Origin of the sequence: Mesobacillus jeotgali (genome assembly GCF_002874535.1) — a bacterium.
Lineage (GTDB): Bacteria > Bacillota > Bacilli > Bacillales > Cytobacillaceae > Mesobacillus > Mesobacillus jeotgali.
This window is the reverse complement of the sequence record NZ_CP025025.1, coordinates 378,601-396,425: the sequence shown is the minus strand read 5'-3', so window position 1 is coordinate 396,425 and position 17,825 is coordinate 378,601. Positions and strand designations below refer to the sequence as shown.

Genomic DNA, 17,825 nt, shown 5'->3' with positions numbered 1-17,825 from the left:
GCTTTCAAATCTTTATAGTGAGGATACTTTATTTCTTCCTGTCCGTTTTGATTTATATAAGGTATCGTCTGCTTGTTTGATGAATTCTTCTAAGCATTCAGTTGTTTCTAGATAGGTTGAAGCACCAAGCGAGATGGTGATCTTGATTTCTTTGCCATTTGGTAAGGAGAATCGATGATTTTCCACTATTACCCGGAGTCGTTCTGCGATTTCCAGCGCTTGAGAGTAGGAACAGTTTTTTAATAACAGTGAAAATTCTTCACCGCCATTTCTTGAGACAATATCACTTGGGCGTGAGCAGCTGAATAATAGTCCTCCCAATTGCCTTAAAACTTCATCTCCAGCTTGATGACCATACGTATCATTGACCTTTTTGAAGTGATCGATATCAATCATAAGCAGCGATAATTTTTCATTAAGCTCATGGGCACTTTCTATACTTTCATTTAATGACGAATCGAACTGTCTGACATTATTTAACCCAGTAAGGAAGTCTGTAGCCGACTGGGTTTTCAGCTGCATAAACATTTGGTTCGACTGAACGATGTATCCTGCCAAAAAATACACCAAACCTCCCGATACAGTTGTAATAACCCAATAGTTAACCAAGATTCGGTACACTTGATCTGAAATGCCCATTAGATACAAAAAGCCGGATGAAATCGTAATCAAGCTAATCAATCCCATAATCGTCCACTTGAAAAAGTTCGAACCCTCCACCTTTTCTTGGACCAGTGCGGCAAACGCCGCAATAATAAACATTATGAGCACAGTGACCAGAAATGTTTCCAAACTGCCATCAAAAAATACTAATCTGCTGATATTGATTATGCTCGCGGCTACAAAAGCCGACACGAATCCTCCATAAAAAGCAGACAACAGTATCGCAATATGACGCAAATCCATTATAATCACAGGAGTAATCTGAATACTAAAAGCCATTAACACTGAACCAAGTATCCCCGCTAATGCCCCAAGTTTTAACTTTTGAAGAGTTGTATCCATCTCTGGATTGTTTTTAAATAAACTCCCGCCTATAAACAAAAATGTAATAACAAAACTAGCATGTATAAAAAAATCTTTAAGCAAGGTAATACCACCTAAAACGTTAATTTCGACTTCCTTTTATAGAATACGTGATAAAGGACAATTTTACTATAAAATTCCCAACTATCTTCCCTCGGCCACATAGAGTATAGAAAAGCCACGGATACAAACAGAGGGACGGTAAGGGTGTTGCACAATATGTTCTATCTTATTTGGAACAACTACATGTGTATGTGTTCTTTTTCACTGCCAATTTAAAGTGGTGATAACTTCCATCTAGTAGAATGCTAATGTAAAAGCAATGCGATTGGAGGAGCGGTTGTGAAAAAGCTAAACTACTTGTCATTTGTGGTGACTTGTTTTATTGGAGTGGGTATAATAAATTGATAAAGAAGGAGGTGAAATGAGATGGAGAAAATATTGAATAAGATTTTAGATCGTTTGGATTCGATGGACAAGCGCTTCGATTCTGTTGATGCACGTTTTGATGCTGTGGACAAGCGCTTTGATTCCGTTGATGCACGTTTTGATGCTGTGGATGAGCGCTTTGATTACGTTGATACACGTTTTGATGCTGTGGATGAGCGTTTTTTTGCTGTGGATAATCGCTTTGAATCCATGGAGGTACGTTTAGTCAACTTAGAAAAAGGCCAACAATCTTTATTATCAGAACAGAGTGAGATGCGGAAAGAAGTGGCTTTTTACTATGGCAGCCTAATGAAAAAGCTTGATGAAACGAAATCAGAACTATCTAGTGAAATCAAGCATGTTTCCAATGTTCAGAAACAGCATCAGGATGTTTTAGAGATATTGAATGAAAAACAGCAGTAAGATTAATTAATACACTCTCTTTAATATCCCTCTCACATAATACTTCTTAGGAATCCTCGTGAATACATTAGCTTTCCTTAATTTATCCAAAACCCAAAAGTGCCTGTCCCCAGGTGCAACATTACGCCGGGGACAGGCACTATTTTTTGTCTTACTCTAATCCTTGTATCACTAACTCTTTAACTGGCAGGAAGGTTTCGCCGGTATCCATGTATTTGAGATTGACCTGGTCACCTTCTTTTACATAGATCGCCAGTGGATTCGTTTCTGATGAAATGATGTAGTTCTTTTTATTGTCCAGCAGGATGGAAACGATCGTGAAGTCGCCTGTTTTTTCTTTGTAGACTCGCAACACGGTTCCGCTCGTTTGCTTTTCCTCCGCCTTCGAACTGCCATCCACAGTACCGCCGCCATGCTGAAGTGCAGTTTTATACTTTTTCAGTGCTTCATTAGGAGTATTACCAAACACCGAAATTTCCGGGTTTGCTGCCGATACGATGAAGTAATTTTGCAGGAAGCCATTCGAATCAAGAACAGGTGTCAGCCAACTTGCTTCTCCATAGAAATTGTAGAGAATCGGCATTTCGCCATGCCACTTTTTCTCAATGAACTTCTTCTCAATAATCTGCAGCGCGCCTTCAGAATCCATATAGGACTCTTCAAGATTGCCAGTATAGAAGGTCGCCTTCCCTGTCCTCGAGTTCGTCAGGGAATACCCGAGCATCGAGTCCACCCCTTCTTTCGGGCTGGTAAAATCGGTGAAATAATACATATCGCCATTTTCATCGAAAATTGGGCTGACCTGGGCTTCGGTTCCTTCATCTGAAGGCAGTTTTATATCCGTCTTACCAAACACACTGTTCCAATAACCATGAATGTAATTACCGTAATAGCTGTTTTGCAGACTGACTGCTTCCGGTGAAACAGCGCCGTCAATGAATTCTGGAACATCCTTCAAAGCATACGCCTTCGTTTTACCTGAATCTGGGTCAACGACGACAACACCTGTCACATTAAACCCATTCCTGGCTGAGATGAACTCACCGAAGGTCCTGATATAAAAAGGTTTGCCTTCATCATCGATCTCAAGCTGAGTGTCTCCGTAGAAAATCGCCTCTGGATACTGCAAACGAATATGACGATCAACATTTTTATTGAAGAACGAAGAAGGTGTATAAACCATTTCTGACTTATTAAATTTTGGATTTGCTGATGAATCCGTGGCACTGATTGTAAAATAACCCGGTGTTGACTTTCCATTCCACCATTTGAAAAAGCCTGAGAACTCAACAGGAGCGATATAGACGTACTCTCCATTGACCTTCTGGATCTGCAGATTCCCAAGCTCATAATAACTCGTATTCGGAACCTGGCCGAACGCCTTTTTCATCTTATTGCGCGCAAAATGTGGAGGGACACTCGCCGGTGTTTCCTTTTCATCAAAAGTCGAGATTTCCATCTTCTCCGCCATTTTCGCAGACTCATATTTTTCCTCTGCGTTAAAAAGAAAAGCGATCATGAAATATACGCCTACTAGCAAGGACAGCAAAAACAAAATGCCTTTTATCATCTGTTCCTTCCCAGCAGCAAAAAACATTCCGCCAAATGTGATCACAATCGCAAATGGCCACAGTGAAGAAAGATTGCGATCTAGATTAAATGCGTAATAGAATGCAAAAGTCCCAACCGTAAAAAAGACAATCGCAGCAATCAAAAAGGCTGATGTCATTTTCCTGTCCTTCTCTACCCCTTTAGAAAAAGGAGTAAGAATCAGAGCAGAAGCCAATCCAACCAAAAGTGCAAAAAGAAGTATATTCCCCATAAAAATCCCCTTTTATTTTTGTCCTCTACATATACGAATCAACTGATGTAAAGTTTCATGTTGGCTTTATCTGGAATGGAAGCGTACGGGACAAATGTGATGGATCTCTATGTAAGCCTCAGGTCCTAGCACAATTTCAATCCTAAGCGCGTCGATTAAAGTCGCTACCTTCATTAAAATGTAAACATAAGTCATCATCACATGAATTGAAGGGGTATATCAACTTGTTCACACTTAAAGAAAACCACAATTATGCAATGGAATTGATCCTGCATTTAGCCCTCAGTATCCTGTCACTATATTTATTGTTTGAATTATTGCCTACTGTGCTGCCACTATATAAATGGCTTTACTTAGGCGCAGTCAAAATTGTTTTGTTAATGGATGGATATTTTCTGATGAAGAACCATCGGAACCTTCTGAAGGTTAATAGGATGGTCATTTTATATTTAGGAGCCTTATTGATTCTTGTACTGGCAATTTTTTATATGACAAAAATCCTTGTGCTTACTGATACGTACGGTTTTGAAGGGTTGTTAAAAGAACATCTAAAAACAGCCAAATATATTTTCTTTTTCATCAGCTTTGCCCAACCAATCCTCCTTCCAATCCCTGAAGCTGTTACCATACCAGGTGCGAGCGCGGTTTTCGGGCCCGGTGTTGCAGCAGCCATTGCATTTCCAGGAACACTTCTTGGGATTTCAGCCATGTTTTTTGCCGCCAGATACGGTGGAAGGAAATTCATTTCTAAGTTCATCAAGGAAGAGCAGCTAGAAAAATACCAACATTATGCCTCTAAAAATGAAACATTGATTATGTTCCTTTTATTCATCGTGCCAATTCTTCCAGATGAGATCATCTGTGTAGGAGCAGGCATTGGGCAAGTGTCACCAAAAAGGTTCTTACTGATTGCCTCAATCTCGAAATTCTTCACGGCGACGGCGCTCGCATACTCAGTGGAACTGGCTGAGAGACTATCTTTAACACCAACTCAATTGATGTTCGGATTCTCAGCTCTTGTCTTTATTCTCTTTGCGATCAGCGTTTTAACGAAGAAACTTCTTGCAAAGAACGTGGTTGTAAAGGGGGATAGTGATGGTTAAGTGACACATTTAAGGGTGCGCTGGATTCGCCCCTTTATCAGTGGTCTAGTATCGTTTCATGTCAATTTAGGTTTTTATTCTTTGAGAAAAATCCCTATATGTCTTCATTTTCATTCAATCTTTGATAAAAAGTGAAGCTGAATGCGATCTGTTTGTCTTTGATGATTCGAAAATCACCCTCTTGGAAAATTTATTGGCGGTTTTCACAATTTTATTGGCGATTTTCAAGTTTTATTGGCGAAAAAAATTTTTTATTGGCGAAAATCGAATTTTATTCGCGAACTGGAAATTCCGGCTGTTTTTTTCCAGTTAATGATAATGCCGTTTCATAAATTACCTTTTTTTCTCCACCCAATTGAAAAAGCACAGGAAAGTCCCCGTGCTTCACGTTTTACTGATGATGGGGGACGCTGGATTCGCCCCCCTTGTCCTTCAATAAGTATGGATATGATATATCTCTGAACGAACTTATTCAAACGGATATTTCAATCCCCATTGCCCACGAATTTCGTCCATCAGCTTCATAATTTCTAATGATTCATTCAATGGAACGACAGGGCTTTCTAAAAGGCCTTGATTTAGGCATCTTCCTACTTCTTCAATTTCAAACGAGTAGCCAGCCGATTTTCTGTCATCATTAAATGTCTCTACTTCCTGACCATCCTTATACAAGGTTGCTGATTTTGCACTATGGAATGATGGAATTCGAATGTAGCCTTCTGTTCCATGTATGTATGCTTCATTCGTTAAACCAATTCGAAAGGCTCCGTTAAGGGTGGCGGTCTTTCCAGAAGGATAGGACATAAGAATGGAAAACTGTTCATCCACACCCGTTTCACCGATATGAGCCGTACTCAGAATCTTCTCTGGGGTTGTTCCGAAAATCATTGATGCAAATGTTACCGGATAAATCCCTAGATCAAGCAATGCTCCTCCTCCAAGGACCGGATTAAGTAATCTCCACTCTGGATCCCACTGTGCACGGTATCCAAAATCAGCTTTTACTAAAAGTACTTCACCAATTTCCCCACTGTCAATCCATTCTTTAACTTTAATAATCGGAGGCAGGAAACGTGTCCACATCGCCTCCATCAAAAAAAGCTTTTGATCTCTGGCAAAATCAATGATTTCTTCCAGTTCCCCGCTATTCATGGTAAAAGGCTTCTCGCAAAGCACAGCCTTACCAGCACGAAGACAAGTCAATACATTTTCCTTATGAAAAGGGTGTGGCGTAGCAACATAAATGGCATCCACCTCCGGATCTTGCACTAGTTCTTCGTAGCTTCCATATGCACGGGAAACTCCATGCTCTTCCGCAAACTTTGCAGCGCTCTCTTTTGTACGTGACCCCACAGCAAGTTTTTCGGTATTTTTAGCAAAAGCCAAATCTCTCGCGAAAGCACTCGCAATTCCACCTGTGCCTAAAATTCCCCATTTGATTATTTTTTCGTCCATCGATTAATCCTCTCCTTAATAAACGCAAGTCAGAACAAAACTTGTTATTCCATTATACTATGTTTAATGACTAGGAGATTGTCTTTCCGATGTATCTGCTTTACCTGAAAGCGTAGGGACGCACCCCCTTATTCCTCCATCTCCAGCTGAAATCCCTGGCCTCTCAGCTTCTTCTCTAGCTGCTCTATATGTTCATGGTCCTTCGTTTCCACCGATAACTCCAGCTGAGCAAAGCCTGGGTAGATATGTTTGCCGATCCGGTTAAGGTTGACGGATTGGATGTTTGCGTTCAGTTCAGTTACGGAACTCAACACTCTTTGCAGCTCCCCTGGCTTATCTTTTAAAGTGATAGTAAAATGGGCGAACCTGCCGGATTCAACCAGTCCACGCTCAATGATTCGGGAGATAAAATTAACATCGACATTTCCGCCACTTAAAACAACGGCAACCTTCTTACCGCTTAGCTTTACTTTATCGTAAAGCAGTGCAGCAAGCGGGCTTGCACCTGAGCCCTCAACTAGCAGCTTATTTCGCTCGAGGACAAGAAGCATGGTGCGGGCTATTTCCATCTCGTCGACACAGAAAATGTCATCAACATATTTCCTGATGATTTCAAAAGTCTTCTGCCCAGGCTTCTGGACCGCAATTCCATCTGCCATCGTTGGAGCTGCTTCAACAGCAATAGGTCTGTTCTCTGTTAACGACTGCTTCATACTCGGACATGCAAGCGTCTGAACACCATATACCTTAATGTCCGGATTTTTCTCTTTCACCGCCAACGCGACACCCGCAATAAGCCCTCCCCCTCCAACAGGACAGACAATCACCTCGACATCAGGCAGCTGATCAAGTATTTCCAAACCGACTGTACCTTGTCCGGCAATGACCGCCTCATCATCAAAGGCATGGATAAAAGTTGCGCCGACCTTGTCTTTAAGCTCCAATGCAAAGGCGAGAGCTTCATCAAAAACTGCACCTTCGAGTATGACTTCGGCTCCGTATTGCCGTGTTGCCAGCACCTTGCTGAGAGGTGCACCTTTCGGCATGACAATCGTGCACCGAATGCCGAGCATCTGGCAGGAATACGCCACGCCCTGGGCATGGTTGCCGGCTGAAGCTGCCACGACGCCGTTCTGAAGCTTTTCAGATGGCAAAGATATTAGTTTATTATAAGAACCTCTAACCTTGAAGGACCCTGTCTTTTGCAGGTTTTCAAGCTTCAAATATACTTCATTATCTGAGAGAGTGCTAAACGTTTTAGAATAATCGAGAGGTGTCGTATGTACAATTCCCTTCATTTTTTCCCGCGCCAAAATGACATCATCCAAGCTCATTTCCAATCCTCCAGATTCCCATTCAATTTCTTTTTATGTTGCTCAGGGAAAGGAAAAGTATGTAAAACTGTCTCTCAAGTTCACTTATATACGATTGACACGTCCACTTCAATTAATCCTCGGCAAGCATTATGTTACAATCCTGAAAAGGGATCATCCACGAAGGAGGACGGGTAAAATGGCGTTTTTCATTTCCTTTATATTCATTGTGATTTCGGTATTCATTTCCCTCATTTTTAAAAATGAACTGGAGCGGATGTTTCTTAGAGGAAAGGAGTTTTTCGCTTTTCACATCTGCAATGTGCTGATCATCATAATGGTGGCTTTTGCATCCCAGGCGGTTATGACGAGATATGTTTTCGAGCAACAATTTCATATCATCAGAGATGTACTGATCCTCATCGCCATGATTGTACCTGCTTATATTTCCGGACACTTGGCCTTTGAAAAATACAAATCCGTCTACCGCAAATTTTCAGCCGCAGAGAACGGGAAAGTACTAGTACTTAACGAAAAGTACTTGAAAAAGAAAAAGCGGTTTAAAAGTCTCAAACACTATAATGCTATGTCCAAGGACGAATAATTAATATGTAAAAAAGACAGCGATACGGATTCGCTGTCTTAAAATATGACGTATTTTCCTGCACAGTAAGTCTCCTGTTATGCTGCCGATAATTCAGACCCCTGTTTTCTACGGTAAACTATCTTCGATAATAGAACACTGCATTCATACAAAAATAGCAGAGGGATGATGACAAGTATGTCTGATAGGAGATCTGGGGGCGTGATTAGAACAGCCGTTACTATCAGTATAAAATAAGAATACTTTCTGGCCTTCTGCAACCGGTATGGATTTAACACACCCAAGCTTGTCAAAAACATAATAATGACAGGAAGTTCGAATAGGATCCCAAAGGGCATGACCATATGGATTAAAAAACGAAAGTATTTCTCTGTTGTGAAAAATTCCATGAACATATCCTGGGATAGCGAAAGCAGGAATTGAAACACCAGCGGAAAAATGACAAAATAACCAAAACAAATGCCCGCTATGAAAAGTAAGAATAGTGCTGGTATGTAGGCTAATGTTACTTTCTTCTCCTTTTCAGATAAGGCAGGTCGTATAAATAGCCAAATCTGATGGGCTGCAATTGGAATCGTACCTGCTAAGGCAATGACGGCTGCAAGCATCAAATACACCCACAAAATATCACTTGGACCGAGAACCGCTAATTTAATGGATAAATCCTGGACCAGCCACTGGTAAATATTTTTCACATAGATCAAAGCCAGCATGACAATTAGCATAAAGCTTCCCACGATGATCATCAGTCGTTTTCGCAGCTCACTCAAGTGGTCCACAAGATTCATCTGTTTTCCATCCATGAAATCACCTCTAAAAAAAGAAGATGAAAGTCATCTTCTTCTATTTCTTATTGAGTTACACTACTTTTGTTTTCATCATCTTTTTTCGACTCGTCATCCGAAACCAACTCACGTGTTGATTTCTTGAACTCTTTTAGTGTCGATCCAAAAGCACGGCCGATTTCAGGCAGCTTGGATGGACCAAAAATAATTAGAGCAATGACAAGAACTAGTATTAAACCAGGTATTCCTATATTCTGTAACATCTAGTAACCTCCAATACTTAACGTTTCTTTACTGTTCACGTGCACTCCAGGAAAGCTTCAACAAATAACCGGGATGTAAAAAAAGATGTAAACCATACAAGTGTTTAGCTTACATCTTTTTTTAGATTCTAGTGAAACAATCTATGCCATTTTTATCCCATGGCGCTCAAATGCTGCTGCTTCCAGGATGGACATCCCTTGTGCTTTGGCAGCCTTGGCGACTTTTTCAGAAACTTGCGGTGCAAGATTCGCTGGTGCAGCAAAGGACATTTCCCTTGCGCGCGCAGCATTACGGCGCTGGAATGGTCCCCAAATCGCAAACGTTTTGCCAGGGCTTTGGATATTGACGAAAAGGGTGTTTCCATCTGGCGAGAAGGTTGGGCCTGCCAGTTCAGAGCCGCTTAAACGGTTGGCCGCAAAAGGATACACCTTGCCTTCTGGAGTAATTCCCATAATGCGATCCTGGCCAGAGCCATCCTCTGCATACCAAAGGTCGCCCCAAGGTGTACAGCAGATATTATCCGGATATTCCATGTATCGCGCATCATTTCCTTCATAAAAAAGCTCCAGGGTATTCGTATGAGGTACATAACGATACACGCGGCCAAGTTTTTTATCACCGGCAGAGGTATCATCAAACCAGAAAACCCCCTCTTGAAAGAATGCTCCCTCAAGCCTTGAGAACACAATGCAGTCTTGCGCAGCAGCTTCTTCACGGCACCAATGAGGATCTACTTCCTTCCACACAATTTTAAAAGTTTGTCCCGTTTTGAAAGTGCTGGCTGATGGATCCGCCACCGCTTCAATCGCTGCCGCATATAACTTGCCGCCTTTTTGCAACGCACCTGGCTTTTGGCTCAAGTCATTCGGGATAAAACGATAAAGGAAGCTCGGGCTTGCATCTTCGGTTAAATAGACATATCCTGTCGCTGGGTCAATTGCACATGCTTCGTGTGAAAAACGGCCCATTTCCTTGATTGGCGTTTTGGACATATCGTTTTCTGGCTGCGATGGATCGACTTCGAATACATAACCATGTCCCTCGGAACGGTTTTCTTCGCAAGTTAGCCATGTGCCCCAAGGTGTCGCGCCACCTGCGCAATTTCGGATTGTACCTGAAGATGTCACATATTCTTTAATCACTTCACGATTTGCCCCTACAACAAGAGCGGAAGTTCCACCCTGTGCATTTGCATCATAAGGATTTCTTCCAAATGCCGGGCCAGAAGATAATTCATGATTACGAACAAGAATCGTCGTGTTGTTCGGCCCTTCAAAAGCCGCCATTCCATCAAAAGCACCCGGGATTTTGGTTCCGTCTGTCATCAAGTCGCCTTCTCTGGAGATGATTTTGTAATGGAAGCCTTTTGGAAGATCGAGAATGCCATTAGGATCTGGAATCAAATCTCCATACCCGCCAAATCCGCTAGTTGGATTTTTAGCAGAATCGGCAAGTGCTGTTGTACTCAGCCCCATTACTCCAGTACTGCCAAGAGTAATGGCAAGCGCACTCACCCCACCTGCCTTTAAGAAGTCCCTTCTGTTCAAGCCACTATTCGTATTTTGATCAGCCATACCTCATCTCTCCTCATCCTATGTATTTTTGAAACTATTAATAGATTAAATGGAAATTATTAAGGTATTACCAGAGTTGTGTAAAAATTCAGTATAATAATAGTAAAGGCTGATTAACAGGAGGATGGCCTTTCTCTTCAAAAAAAAGACTCAGTGCAGTAGATGTACTACCACACTGGGTCTTTTTTTAAGATGGAATTTCTTCCTTTGCAAATTCAATTTCGAATCCAAGATCCTCGAGCATTTTATGGTCTGCGGTCGTTTCTTGCCCTTCTGTTGTTAAATAATCCCCGACAAAGATCGAGTTGGCAGGATAGAGCCCTAAAGGCTGCAGACTGCGCAGATTCACTTCTCTGCCCCCGGAAATCCTGATTTCTTTTGCAGGATTGATGAATCGCATCAGGCACAGGACTTTCAGGCAGTAACGCGGATTCAATTCTTGTGTTCCTTCCAGCGGGGTACCGTCTATTGCATGAAGGAAATTGACCGGTATGGAATCAGCGTCAAGTGCCTTCAGGCTGCGTGCCATGTCAACCACATCTTGCTTCGTTTCCTTCATTCCAACTATCACCCCGGAGCATGGTGAAATCCCGGAATTTTTAATAAGTTCTACAGTATTGACGCGATCTTCATATGTATGCGATGTCGTGATGGCAGCATGATGACTCGCTGAAGTGTTGAGGTTATGGTTGTATCGATCAACACCAGCTGCTTTTAGTCTTTCTGCTTGTGAGGGTTTAAGGATTCCGAGGCAGGCACAAACCTTCAGGCCATATTTATCTTTAATTTCCTCTACAGCCGAAGTGACTGTATCAATCTCCTTTTCACTTGGCCCTCTGCCGCTGGCAACAATGCAATAGGTGCCTGCATTGAGGTTAAAAGCTTGTTCGGCTCCTTTTAGGATTGTTTCTTTATCCATCATTTTATACTTTTGAATGGGTGCTTCAGATACGCTGGATTGAGCACAGTAACCGCAGTTTTCCGGGCATAATCCTGATTTGGTGTTGATGATCATATTTAATTTTACGCTGTTTCCATAATAGTTATGGCGTATGATGTAGGCTCCCTGGAGCAACTCGAGCAGTTCCTGATCGGGACAATCCAGTATGCTTAAAGCCTCTGCATCTGAAAGCTCGTTTCCATTGAGCACCCCCAGTGCTAACTCCTTCCAGTATCCCATGCTATTCATTCCCCCTTTGATATTAAGCTGCTTTCCTTAAGTGCTTGAAGCTGCCTTTCTGCAGGACTGTTTTTTCCAGTCTATGCCCCATCATGCCAGCAAAAACAGCAAGGATGATGTCTTTTGGAAGCGGGACAACCATCCATAGCCAGGCCATTTTATATGTGAAACCCTCCGGTGCCGCAGCCCAGAATTTATAGGCAAAATACATCCAATTTGTGCCGAATACATAGTTAATGACAAGTCCGGTTAATGAAGCAAAGATAAAGGCGAATAGCGTACGATTCTTTTCTACCATTTTCCCTGCAACATACGCTGTAAAAATGAACGATAGGATAAAACCGAATGTGGGGCTAATAAAAGTGGACAACCCAGCGCCAAATTTTGCGAACACTGGTACACCAACCAATCCCACTAATGCATAGACCGTCATGGAAATGGCTCCCAGGCGACTGCCGAGGATGATTCCCGCTAAAATAGCGAAGAAGGTTTGCAAAGTAATCGGTACACCACCGACGACCATAAACGGTACAAAGGAGGTGATATTCGCTCCAATCGCCATGAGACCGACGAACATGGATGCCAGAGTTAAATCTAGTGCTTTAAACTTCATAAGTAAGCTCTCCTTTTCTGTAATATAAATAAAGAATACGCTTTCGTAATATTTTATGTCAACCAATAATTAATTAGGTTTACATATTTTTTATTAGAATGCGAGCATATTAAAAGTGTTTGAAAAAGGTATGTATGAAGCCTTGTCACTTAAGTCATAAAAAGGCCCCGCAAGTCAACCGAACTTGCGGGGCTAAAATAACTCAAGCCTTATGGGTGTATTTTTATTGTATATGTGTCAAGCCTCCATGTCCCTCCTAACCGCTGTTGCTCACACTTCCCCACTGATTGGAAGCACGGTCGAGTCTTTGATTTCCCTTAAAGCCAGACTTGTCTGGATCTTGGTAATCCCCAGTTCATTCAGCCCCCTGATAAACATCTCCAGCCCCTTGCGATCTTTGCAGGCCACCTTTAACAGATAATCGTACTCCCCAGTGAGGCAATGGCATTCCAATACCTCTTCCATTGCTTCAAGGGTCTCTTCCAATGATTCCAACTTTTCTAACTGATGCATATTGGTACTCATAAAAACAAAGCACAGCAAATCAAACCCGAGTTTCTCATGATTTAAGATCGCGACATGCTTTTTGATGTACCCTTCACCTTCGAGCCGCTTGATTCTTGCATGAACAGCCGGAGCAGATAAATTCACTCGCTTCGAAAGTTCCAGATTGCTTAACTGAGCATCCTTTTGCAGTAAATCCAGAATTTTTATATCCACATTGTCCAAAACCTTGCTTACAACTGATTCCACGGTTCATCCCCCTTTTAAAAAATTCAGAATACCAGTGAAAAAAGGAACCGTATTTGAATTTTCATAACTATATATCTATTATACTTTTATTTATTTTGAATTAAATCAATTTAACAAAATTATCTTTTGTAATCGAAGGAAAATGTTAAAATAATTCATATAACGTAAAGTCATTGTGCACAATGGCTCTGCTCAAAGGGGCCAAATGACGTGAAATATTATTTACTATTACTTTTAACGAGTTTTCTTTGGGGCGGAAATTTTATCGTGGGGAAGACGCTTGTTGACCATGCTTCTCCGATTACCTTGACCATTCTAAGATGGGCCATTGCGATCATTTGCCTGATCCCGCTTGTCTGGTGGAAAGAAAAAAAGCTGATCCCGCCAAAAGAATCCATTCTGCCCCTGTTTATAATGGGAGTTACCGGAGTCGCCTTATTTCAGGCACTGCAATTCATGGCACTTGAAAAGACTTCGGCAACGAACGTTGGCTTGATCTCGACCGTGAATATGTTTTCGATTGCGGCATTCTCTTTCTTTTTTCTAAAAGAAAAAATCAATAGACTCCAATTCCTTACAATGATCCTCTCCCTATTTGGAGTTCTGCTCGTCCTTTCAAAGGGGAATATGAATATATTGTTATCCTTGCAGTTCAATAAAGGAGACCTTTATATGATGGCAGCTGTGGGAATGTGGGGGATTTATTCGGTCAGCAGCAAGTGGGCGATGGCAGCCGTCACACCAATGATGTCCATCCTCTACTCTGGTATTTTCGGCCTGCTCGTTTTACTGCCTTTTTCCATCAATGATTTCACGATAACCAACTTGAACTCCTCCTTTATGCAAGGCATTTTATACACAGGCCTTGTCTCGACCGTACTTTGTATGGTTCTCTGGAATATCGGAGTCAATAAGCTGGGGCCAAGCACTTCCGGGTTGTTCCTTAATTTCAATCCGATCTTTACCGCCGTCCTGGCCTTTGTTTTTTTAGGAGAGAACATGACCTGGATCCAGGCCGCTGGCAGCGTCATTGTTATTGCAGGCTGCATTTTATTTACGCTTTTGAAAAACAAGCCTGTCAGATTGATGATTCCAATTCCTGCCCGTATTTTAGCGGGTAAAGCTAACAAAGCTGAAAAAGTGCCTGTTCCCCGTTGAACAGGCCACTCTATACTTCATACTCCCATAACCCCAGCCTTCCTTTTGCCGGAATGAAGCGGTCCAGCATCTTCATCTTCCCAGACATATCCTCCCACTTTATAAACACAAGGGAAAAATCATTGTCCTGCCATCCTCCACCATTGCCCATATCTTGTTGTTCTCCATCACTCTCAATCAATTAACAAGCTGGCAGACAGCAATGATCACGCCAGTTGGAAGATCCTCTGTTTATGGAACGCCGGAACCGTGTCCGTGATTTATGAAATCTATTTGACCTGACTTCCCATTAATATACCTTTCAACTGTCCAACGCTTCCGACTATATAAGTAGGTTTTGAGTTTCTGAGTTCCTCAAAAGATCCATATCCATACGTTACTCCAATTGAGTCAATACCGTTATTATTAGCACCCTCTATATCATGCTTCCTATCGCCGATCATAATAAAATCTTCTAACCTATGTGATTTGAACGCATCTAGTATATATTGAATGATTTCAGTTTTTGATGATCTGGTTCCATCAAGGTTACTGCCAACAACAAGGTCAAAATAATGATCAATCTCAAAATGCTGAAGGATTTGTTCAGAAAATACGGTAGGTTTCGATGTGGCAACAACTAAAATTAAATCCTGTTCCTTTAGAGAATGTAATAGAATTGGAATATTTGTGTATAACTCATTTTCATACATCCCCTTTGCCTTAAACCTCTCTCTGTAAAATTCAATTGCTTTTTTCGTTTGAATTTCATCAAGATTGAAATATTCAGCGAAGGATACCTGAAGGGGCGGTCCAATAAAACCTTCAAGGTGATTAACATCAGGTACTTCAATATTCATTTTCTGTAATGCATATTGAACCGATCTGGTTATTCCTGCCTTTGGGTCTGAAATGGTTCCGTCTAAATCAAATAAAATCACTTTATATATGGCCATGTTAAATCCCTTCCAATACCATTAATCATATATTCAAACTGTTTTGAACTAAAATCCTCATTATTTAATAGTTCTCTACAACACTTTGTTCTTCCTTCAAGCGAGAGACAAGCTACCCTACACTTTACAGGACAAAAAACGCCCCTGTGTTCCAGAAGAATTAAAAAAAGACAGCGAAACGGTTTCGCTGCCTTTCAAGATGACCTATTATACGATTTACGGGACACAAGAACCGTCCCCACGTCCCACTTCTCTTAATCCACCACAATATAAGTGGCTTTAACGGGTCCATGAACTCCGACGATCAGGTTCATTTCAATGTCGGCGCTGTTGCTTGGGCCTGTGATGAAGCTGACGTAGGATGGAACGTCTTCGCCGTTGGCCTGTGCCTGGTGGATGTGTCTCGCTGCCTGGGTCATCCGCGGGACGAGTGTGCTTTTCGGGATGATCGCGATAAATGTTCGCGGCAGCAGGCTGATCGAGCGGCCATTGTCTTTCGTGTTGAATGATGTCACCGTGCCAGACTCGGCAAGCGTGATGTCACTGAACACGATGCCAACATCGGCGCGTTCTGCAATTTTTTGATTTTCCTTGCCCAGTGCAGAATCCCACACATGAACATCCAGCTTCTCTTTCTGCTCTTCAAAAAAATCAGTAACTCCATACTCCTGGTAACGCGCATCTTTGGACGTGATGATTAACTTACCTTCATAAGCCTCCAGCGTCTCGTTCAACACCTTGGCTAATCCGTCACGATCTGTCCGTTTAAATGTGGTATGGATGACTTTGCAGTGTTTTTCAAGTACATCAACTAATTCGTCCTGGCTCATGCCTTTGAACACTTCATCCTGTGGGGTGACACTCCATTGAGGCCGCTCCACTCCTGATGTCCGTCGCTCCCGCCCTAGTCTGGACGCCAGCTTATCTAAAAAGGCTTCTCGGTTTTGGATGCTCATTTGGATTCACCGTCTTTCTGTCTTTGCTTGAACCACGAACGGAACGATTGTCCCTGTGGCGCGTAAAAATCACGTACTTCTGTCCAGGCTTTTAATGGTCCCGGTCCATTTTCAATCATGCCGTCTTTTGTCCATGGACCAAGCGCTGGTTTGGCCATTTTCGCACTCATATTATAAATTGACGGGTTTGAAGCCCATGCCGCAAAACCTTTCATCATCAATTTTTCAGCGGTTGGGGCTTTCTTTTCTTTTTCGACGATGATCTGACGATGGCGGATCAGATGCTCATGCAATGGAATTTTAACCGGACAAGCTTCGGTACATGCCGCACACAATGTCGATGCATACGGAAGCTCTTTATGATCGTCATAACCTTCGAGCAGCGGTGTGATGACCGCACCGATTGGGCCTGGATAAATCGAGTTATACGCATGTCCGCCGATATGGCGATAAACAGGGCAAGCATTGATACAAGCCGCACAGCGAATGCAATGCAGAGCGGATTGGAACTCAGTTCCGAGAATCTTAGAGCGGCCATTGTCGACGACAACCAGGTGGAATTCCTCCGGTCCATCAATCTCTTCATCAAGGCGTGCTCCGGTAAGTGCAGTAATATAGCTCGTCAGTTTTTGACCAACGGCCGCGCGCGTCAATAGGCTGACAAGGACCTCCATCTCTTCCCATGTCGGCACGATTCGCTCCATGCCCATCACCGTAATCACTGTATCTGGAAGAGCTGTCACCATTTCAGCGTTCCCTTCATTTGTGACCAGCGTGATCGACCCTGACTCTGCAATCGCAAAGTTACAGCCTGTCACACCGACATCAGCAGCCAAAAAGTCCTGGCGCAGCTGCTCACGGGCAAAGGCGGCCAGTTCCTCCGGCGTGTCAGATCCGGTATAGCCCTTTTTCTTCGCAAACGTCTCACGAATTTGTTGTTTGTTTTTATGCAGTGCAGGAGTTACGATATGGGATGGCGGATCCTCATCCAATTGCAGGATCCACTCGCCAAGGTCCGATTCAACCACTTCAGCGCCAACTTCCTCAAGCGCCTTATTCAAGCCGATTTCCTCGGTTACCATCGATTTCGCTTTGACTACTTTCTTCGCTTGCTTCTTTAAAATAATCTCTTTAACATACTGGTTTGCTTCTTCTGCTGTCTCAGCAAAAAACACATGGCCGCCGCGTCTTGACACCTGCTCGCTTAATTGCTGCAGATAGTAATCGAGGTTTTCCAGCGTATGGGTACGGATTTCTTCCCCCAAATTGCGCCAGTCCTCCCAGTTGCCGAGCTCCTCAGCCTGTGTGAGCCGGCCAGTCCGGAATCTTCCTTGCGCGGAGGAAACAGCCTGCCGCATAAAATCATCTTTTATTCCTTTTTGGATACGCTCTTTATAAGGAATCTCACCAATTTTGATGCTCATCTTTTTTC

At 42.6% G+C, this 17,825-nt stretch carries 18 protein-coding genes; 4 read left to right on the top strand and 14 right to left on the bottom strand.

Features of this window, described 5'->3' with window-relative positions; genetic code table 11:
- Positions 1-12: 12 nt before the first annotated feature.
- Positions 13-1,089: a GGDEF domain-containing protein gene (locus CD004_RS01935; protein WP_102261225.1), complete on the bottom strand. Its 1,077-nt coding sequence runs from the start codon at positions 1,087-1,089 to the stop codon at positions 13-15.
- A 366-nt stretch (positions 1,090-1,455) separates the two neighbouring features.
- Here CD004_RS01935 and CD004_RS01930 point away from each other — a divergent pair, with 366 nt between their 5' ends.
- Positions 1,456-1,878 carry a hypothetical protein gene (locus CD004_RS01930; protein WP_102261224.1) on the top strand — a complete coding sequence of 141 codons (423 nt, stop codon included), beginning with the start codon at positions 1,456-1,458 and terminating at the stop codon, positions 1,876-1,878.
- A gap of 151 nt (positions 1,879-2,029) precedes the next feature.
- Here the strand turns inward: CD004_RS01930 and CD004_RS01925 are convergent, their stop codons facing one another.
- Positions 2,030-3,700, bottom strand: a complete 1,671-nt coding sequence (locus CD004_RS01925; RefSeq protein WP_102261223.1) for a sulfite exporter TauE/SafE family protein — start codon at positions 3,698-3,700, stop codon at positions 2,030-2,032.
- 224 nt (positions 3,701-3,924) lie between these two features.
- Between CD004_RS01925 and CD004_RS01920 the strand changes: the two genes are divergently transcribed.
- A complete protein-coding gene (locus CD004_RS01920) occupies positions 3,925-4,803 on the top strand; it encodes a TVP38/TMEM64 family protein (RefSeq protein ID WP_233434927.1) in 879 nt (292 codons plus the stop codon).
- Positions 4,804-5,271: 468 nt separating this feature from the next.
- Here CD004_RS01920 and CD004_RS01915 read toward each other — a convergent pair whose 3' ends face one another.
- Both CD004_RS01915 and ilvA read right to left on the bottom strand, forming a co-directional pair.
- Positions 5,272-6,258: a Gfo/Idh/MocA family protein gene (locus tag CD004_RS01915; RefSeq protein ID WP_102261222.1), complete on the bottom strand. Its 987-nt coding sequence runs from the start codon at positions 6,256-6,258 to the stop codon at positions 5,272-5,274.
- A gap of 128 nt (positions 6,259-6,386) precedes the next feature.
- The gene (ilvA, locus tag CD004_RS01910) at positions 6,387-7,592 is read right to left on the bottom strand and encodes a threonine ammonia-lyase (protein ID WP_102261221.1); all 1,206 of its coding nucleotides are present in this window, start codon (positions 7,590-7,592) and stop codon (positions 6,387-6,389) included.
- Positions 7,593-7,770: 178 nt separating this feature from the next.
- On the opposite strand from ilvA, the gene CD004_RS01905 reads away from it, so the two are divergent.
- Positions 7,771-8,175 carry a hypothetical protein gene (locus CD004_RS01905; protein ID WP_102261220.1) on the top strand — a complete coding sequence of 135 codons (405 nt, stop codon included), beginning with the start codon at positions 7,771-7,773 and terminating at the stop codon, positions 8,173-8,175.
- A gap of 77 nt (positions 8,176-8,252) precedes the next feature.
- On the opposite strand, the gene tatC is transcribed toward CD004_RS01905, so the two are convergent.
- From tatC to CD004_RS01875, 6 genes are all read right to left on the bottom strand, one after another.
- The gene (gene tatC / locus CD004_RS01900) at positions 8,253-8,978 is read right to left on the bottom strand and encodes a twin-arginine translocase subunit TatC (RefSeq protein WP_102261219.1); all 726 of its coding nucleotides are present in this window, start codon (positions 8,976-8,978) and stop codon (positions 8,253-8,255) included.
- Positions 8,979-9,025: 47 nt separating this feature from the next.
- Positions 9,026-9,223 (bottom strand): twin-arginine translocase TatA/TatE family subunit, encoded by a 198-nt coding sequence (locus tag CD004_RS01895; protein ID WP_102261218.1) that lies wholly within the window; start codon positions 9,221-9,223, stop codon positions 9,026-9,028.
- Positions 9,224-9,364: 141 nt separating this feature from the next.
- Positions 9,365-10,798, bottom strand: a complete 1,434-nt coding sequence (locus CD004_RS01890) for an alkaline phosphatase PhoX (RefSeq protein ID WP_102261217.1) — start codon at positions 10,796-10,798, stop codon at positions 9,365-9,367.
- A 187-nt stretch (positions 10,799-10,985) separates the two neighbouring features.
- A complete protein-coding gene (bioB, locus tag CD004_RS01885; protein WP_180321268.1) occupies positions 10,986-11,978 on the bottom strand; it encodes a biotin synthase BioB in 993 nt (330 codons plus the stop codon).
- 22 nt (positions 11,979-12,000) lie between these two features.
- Entirely contained in the window at positions 12,001-12,591 is a 591-nt protein-coding gene (locus CD004_RS01880; protein WP_102261215.1) for a biotin transporter BioY, read from the bottom strand.
- 270 nt (positions 12,592-12,861) lie between these two features.
- Positions 12,862-13,344, bottom strand: coding sequence for an Lrp/AsnC family transcriptional regulator (locus CD004_RS01875; protein ID WP_102261214.1), 483 nt, complete (start codon positions 13,342-13,344; stop codon positions 12,862-12,864).
- A gap of 210 nt (positions 13,345-13,554) precedes the next feature.
- On the opposite strand from CD004_RS01875, the gene CD004_RS01870 reads away from it, so the two are divergent.
- Entirely contained in the window at positions 13,555-14,502 is a 948-nt protein-coding gene (locus CD004_RS01870) for a DMT family transporter (RefSeq protein ID WP_102261213.1), read from the top strand.
- A gap of 10 nt (positions 14,503-14,512) precedes the next feature.
- Here CD004_RS01870 and CD004_RS23645 read toward each other — a convergent pair whose 3' ends face one another.
- The 4 genes from CD004_RS23645 to CD004_RS01855 form a co-directional block, all read right to left on the bottom strand.
- Entirely contained in the window at positions 14,513-14,653 is a 141-nt protein-coding gene (locus CD004_RS23645; protein WP_158651459.1) for a hypothetical protein, read from the bottom strand.
- Positions 14,654-14,771: 118 nt separating this feature from the next.
- Positions 14,772-15,437 carry an HAD family hydrolase gene (locus CD004_RS01865; protein WP_102261212.1) on the bottom strand — a complete coding sequence of 222 codons (666 nt, stop codon included), beginning with the start codon at positions 15,435-15,437 and terminating at the stop codon, positions 14,772-14,774.
- Positions 15,438-15,691: 254 nt separating this feature from the next.
- On the bottom strand, positions 15,692-16,393 hold the full coding sequence (locus CD004_RS01860) for a LutC/YkgG family protein (RefSeq protein ID WP_180321267.1): 702 nt from the start codon (positions 16,391-16,393) through the stop codon (positions 15,692-15,694).
- On the bottom strand, positions 16,390-17,817 hold the full coding sequence (locus CD004_RS01855) for a LutB/LldF family L-lactate oxidation iron-sulfur protein (protein WP_102261210.1): 1,428 nt from the start codon (positions 17,815-17,817) through the stop codon (positions 16,390-16,392). The genes CD004_RS01860 and CD004_RS01855 overlap by 4 nt, the downstream gene beginning before the upstream one ends.
- Positions 17,818-17,825: the final 8 nt, after the last annotated feature.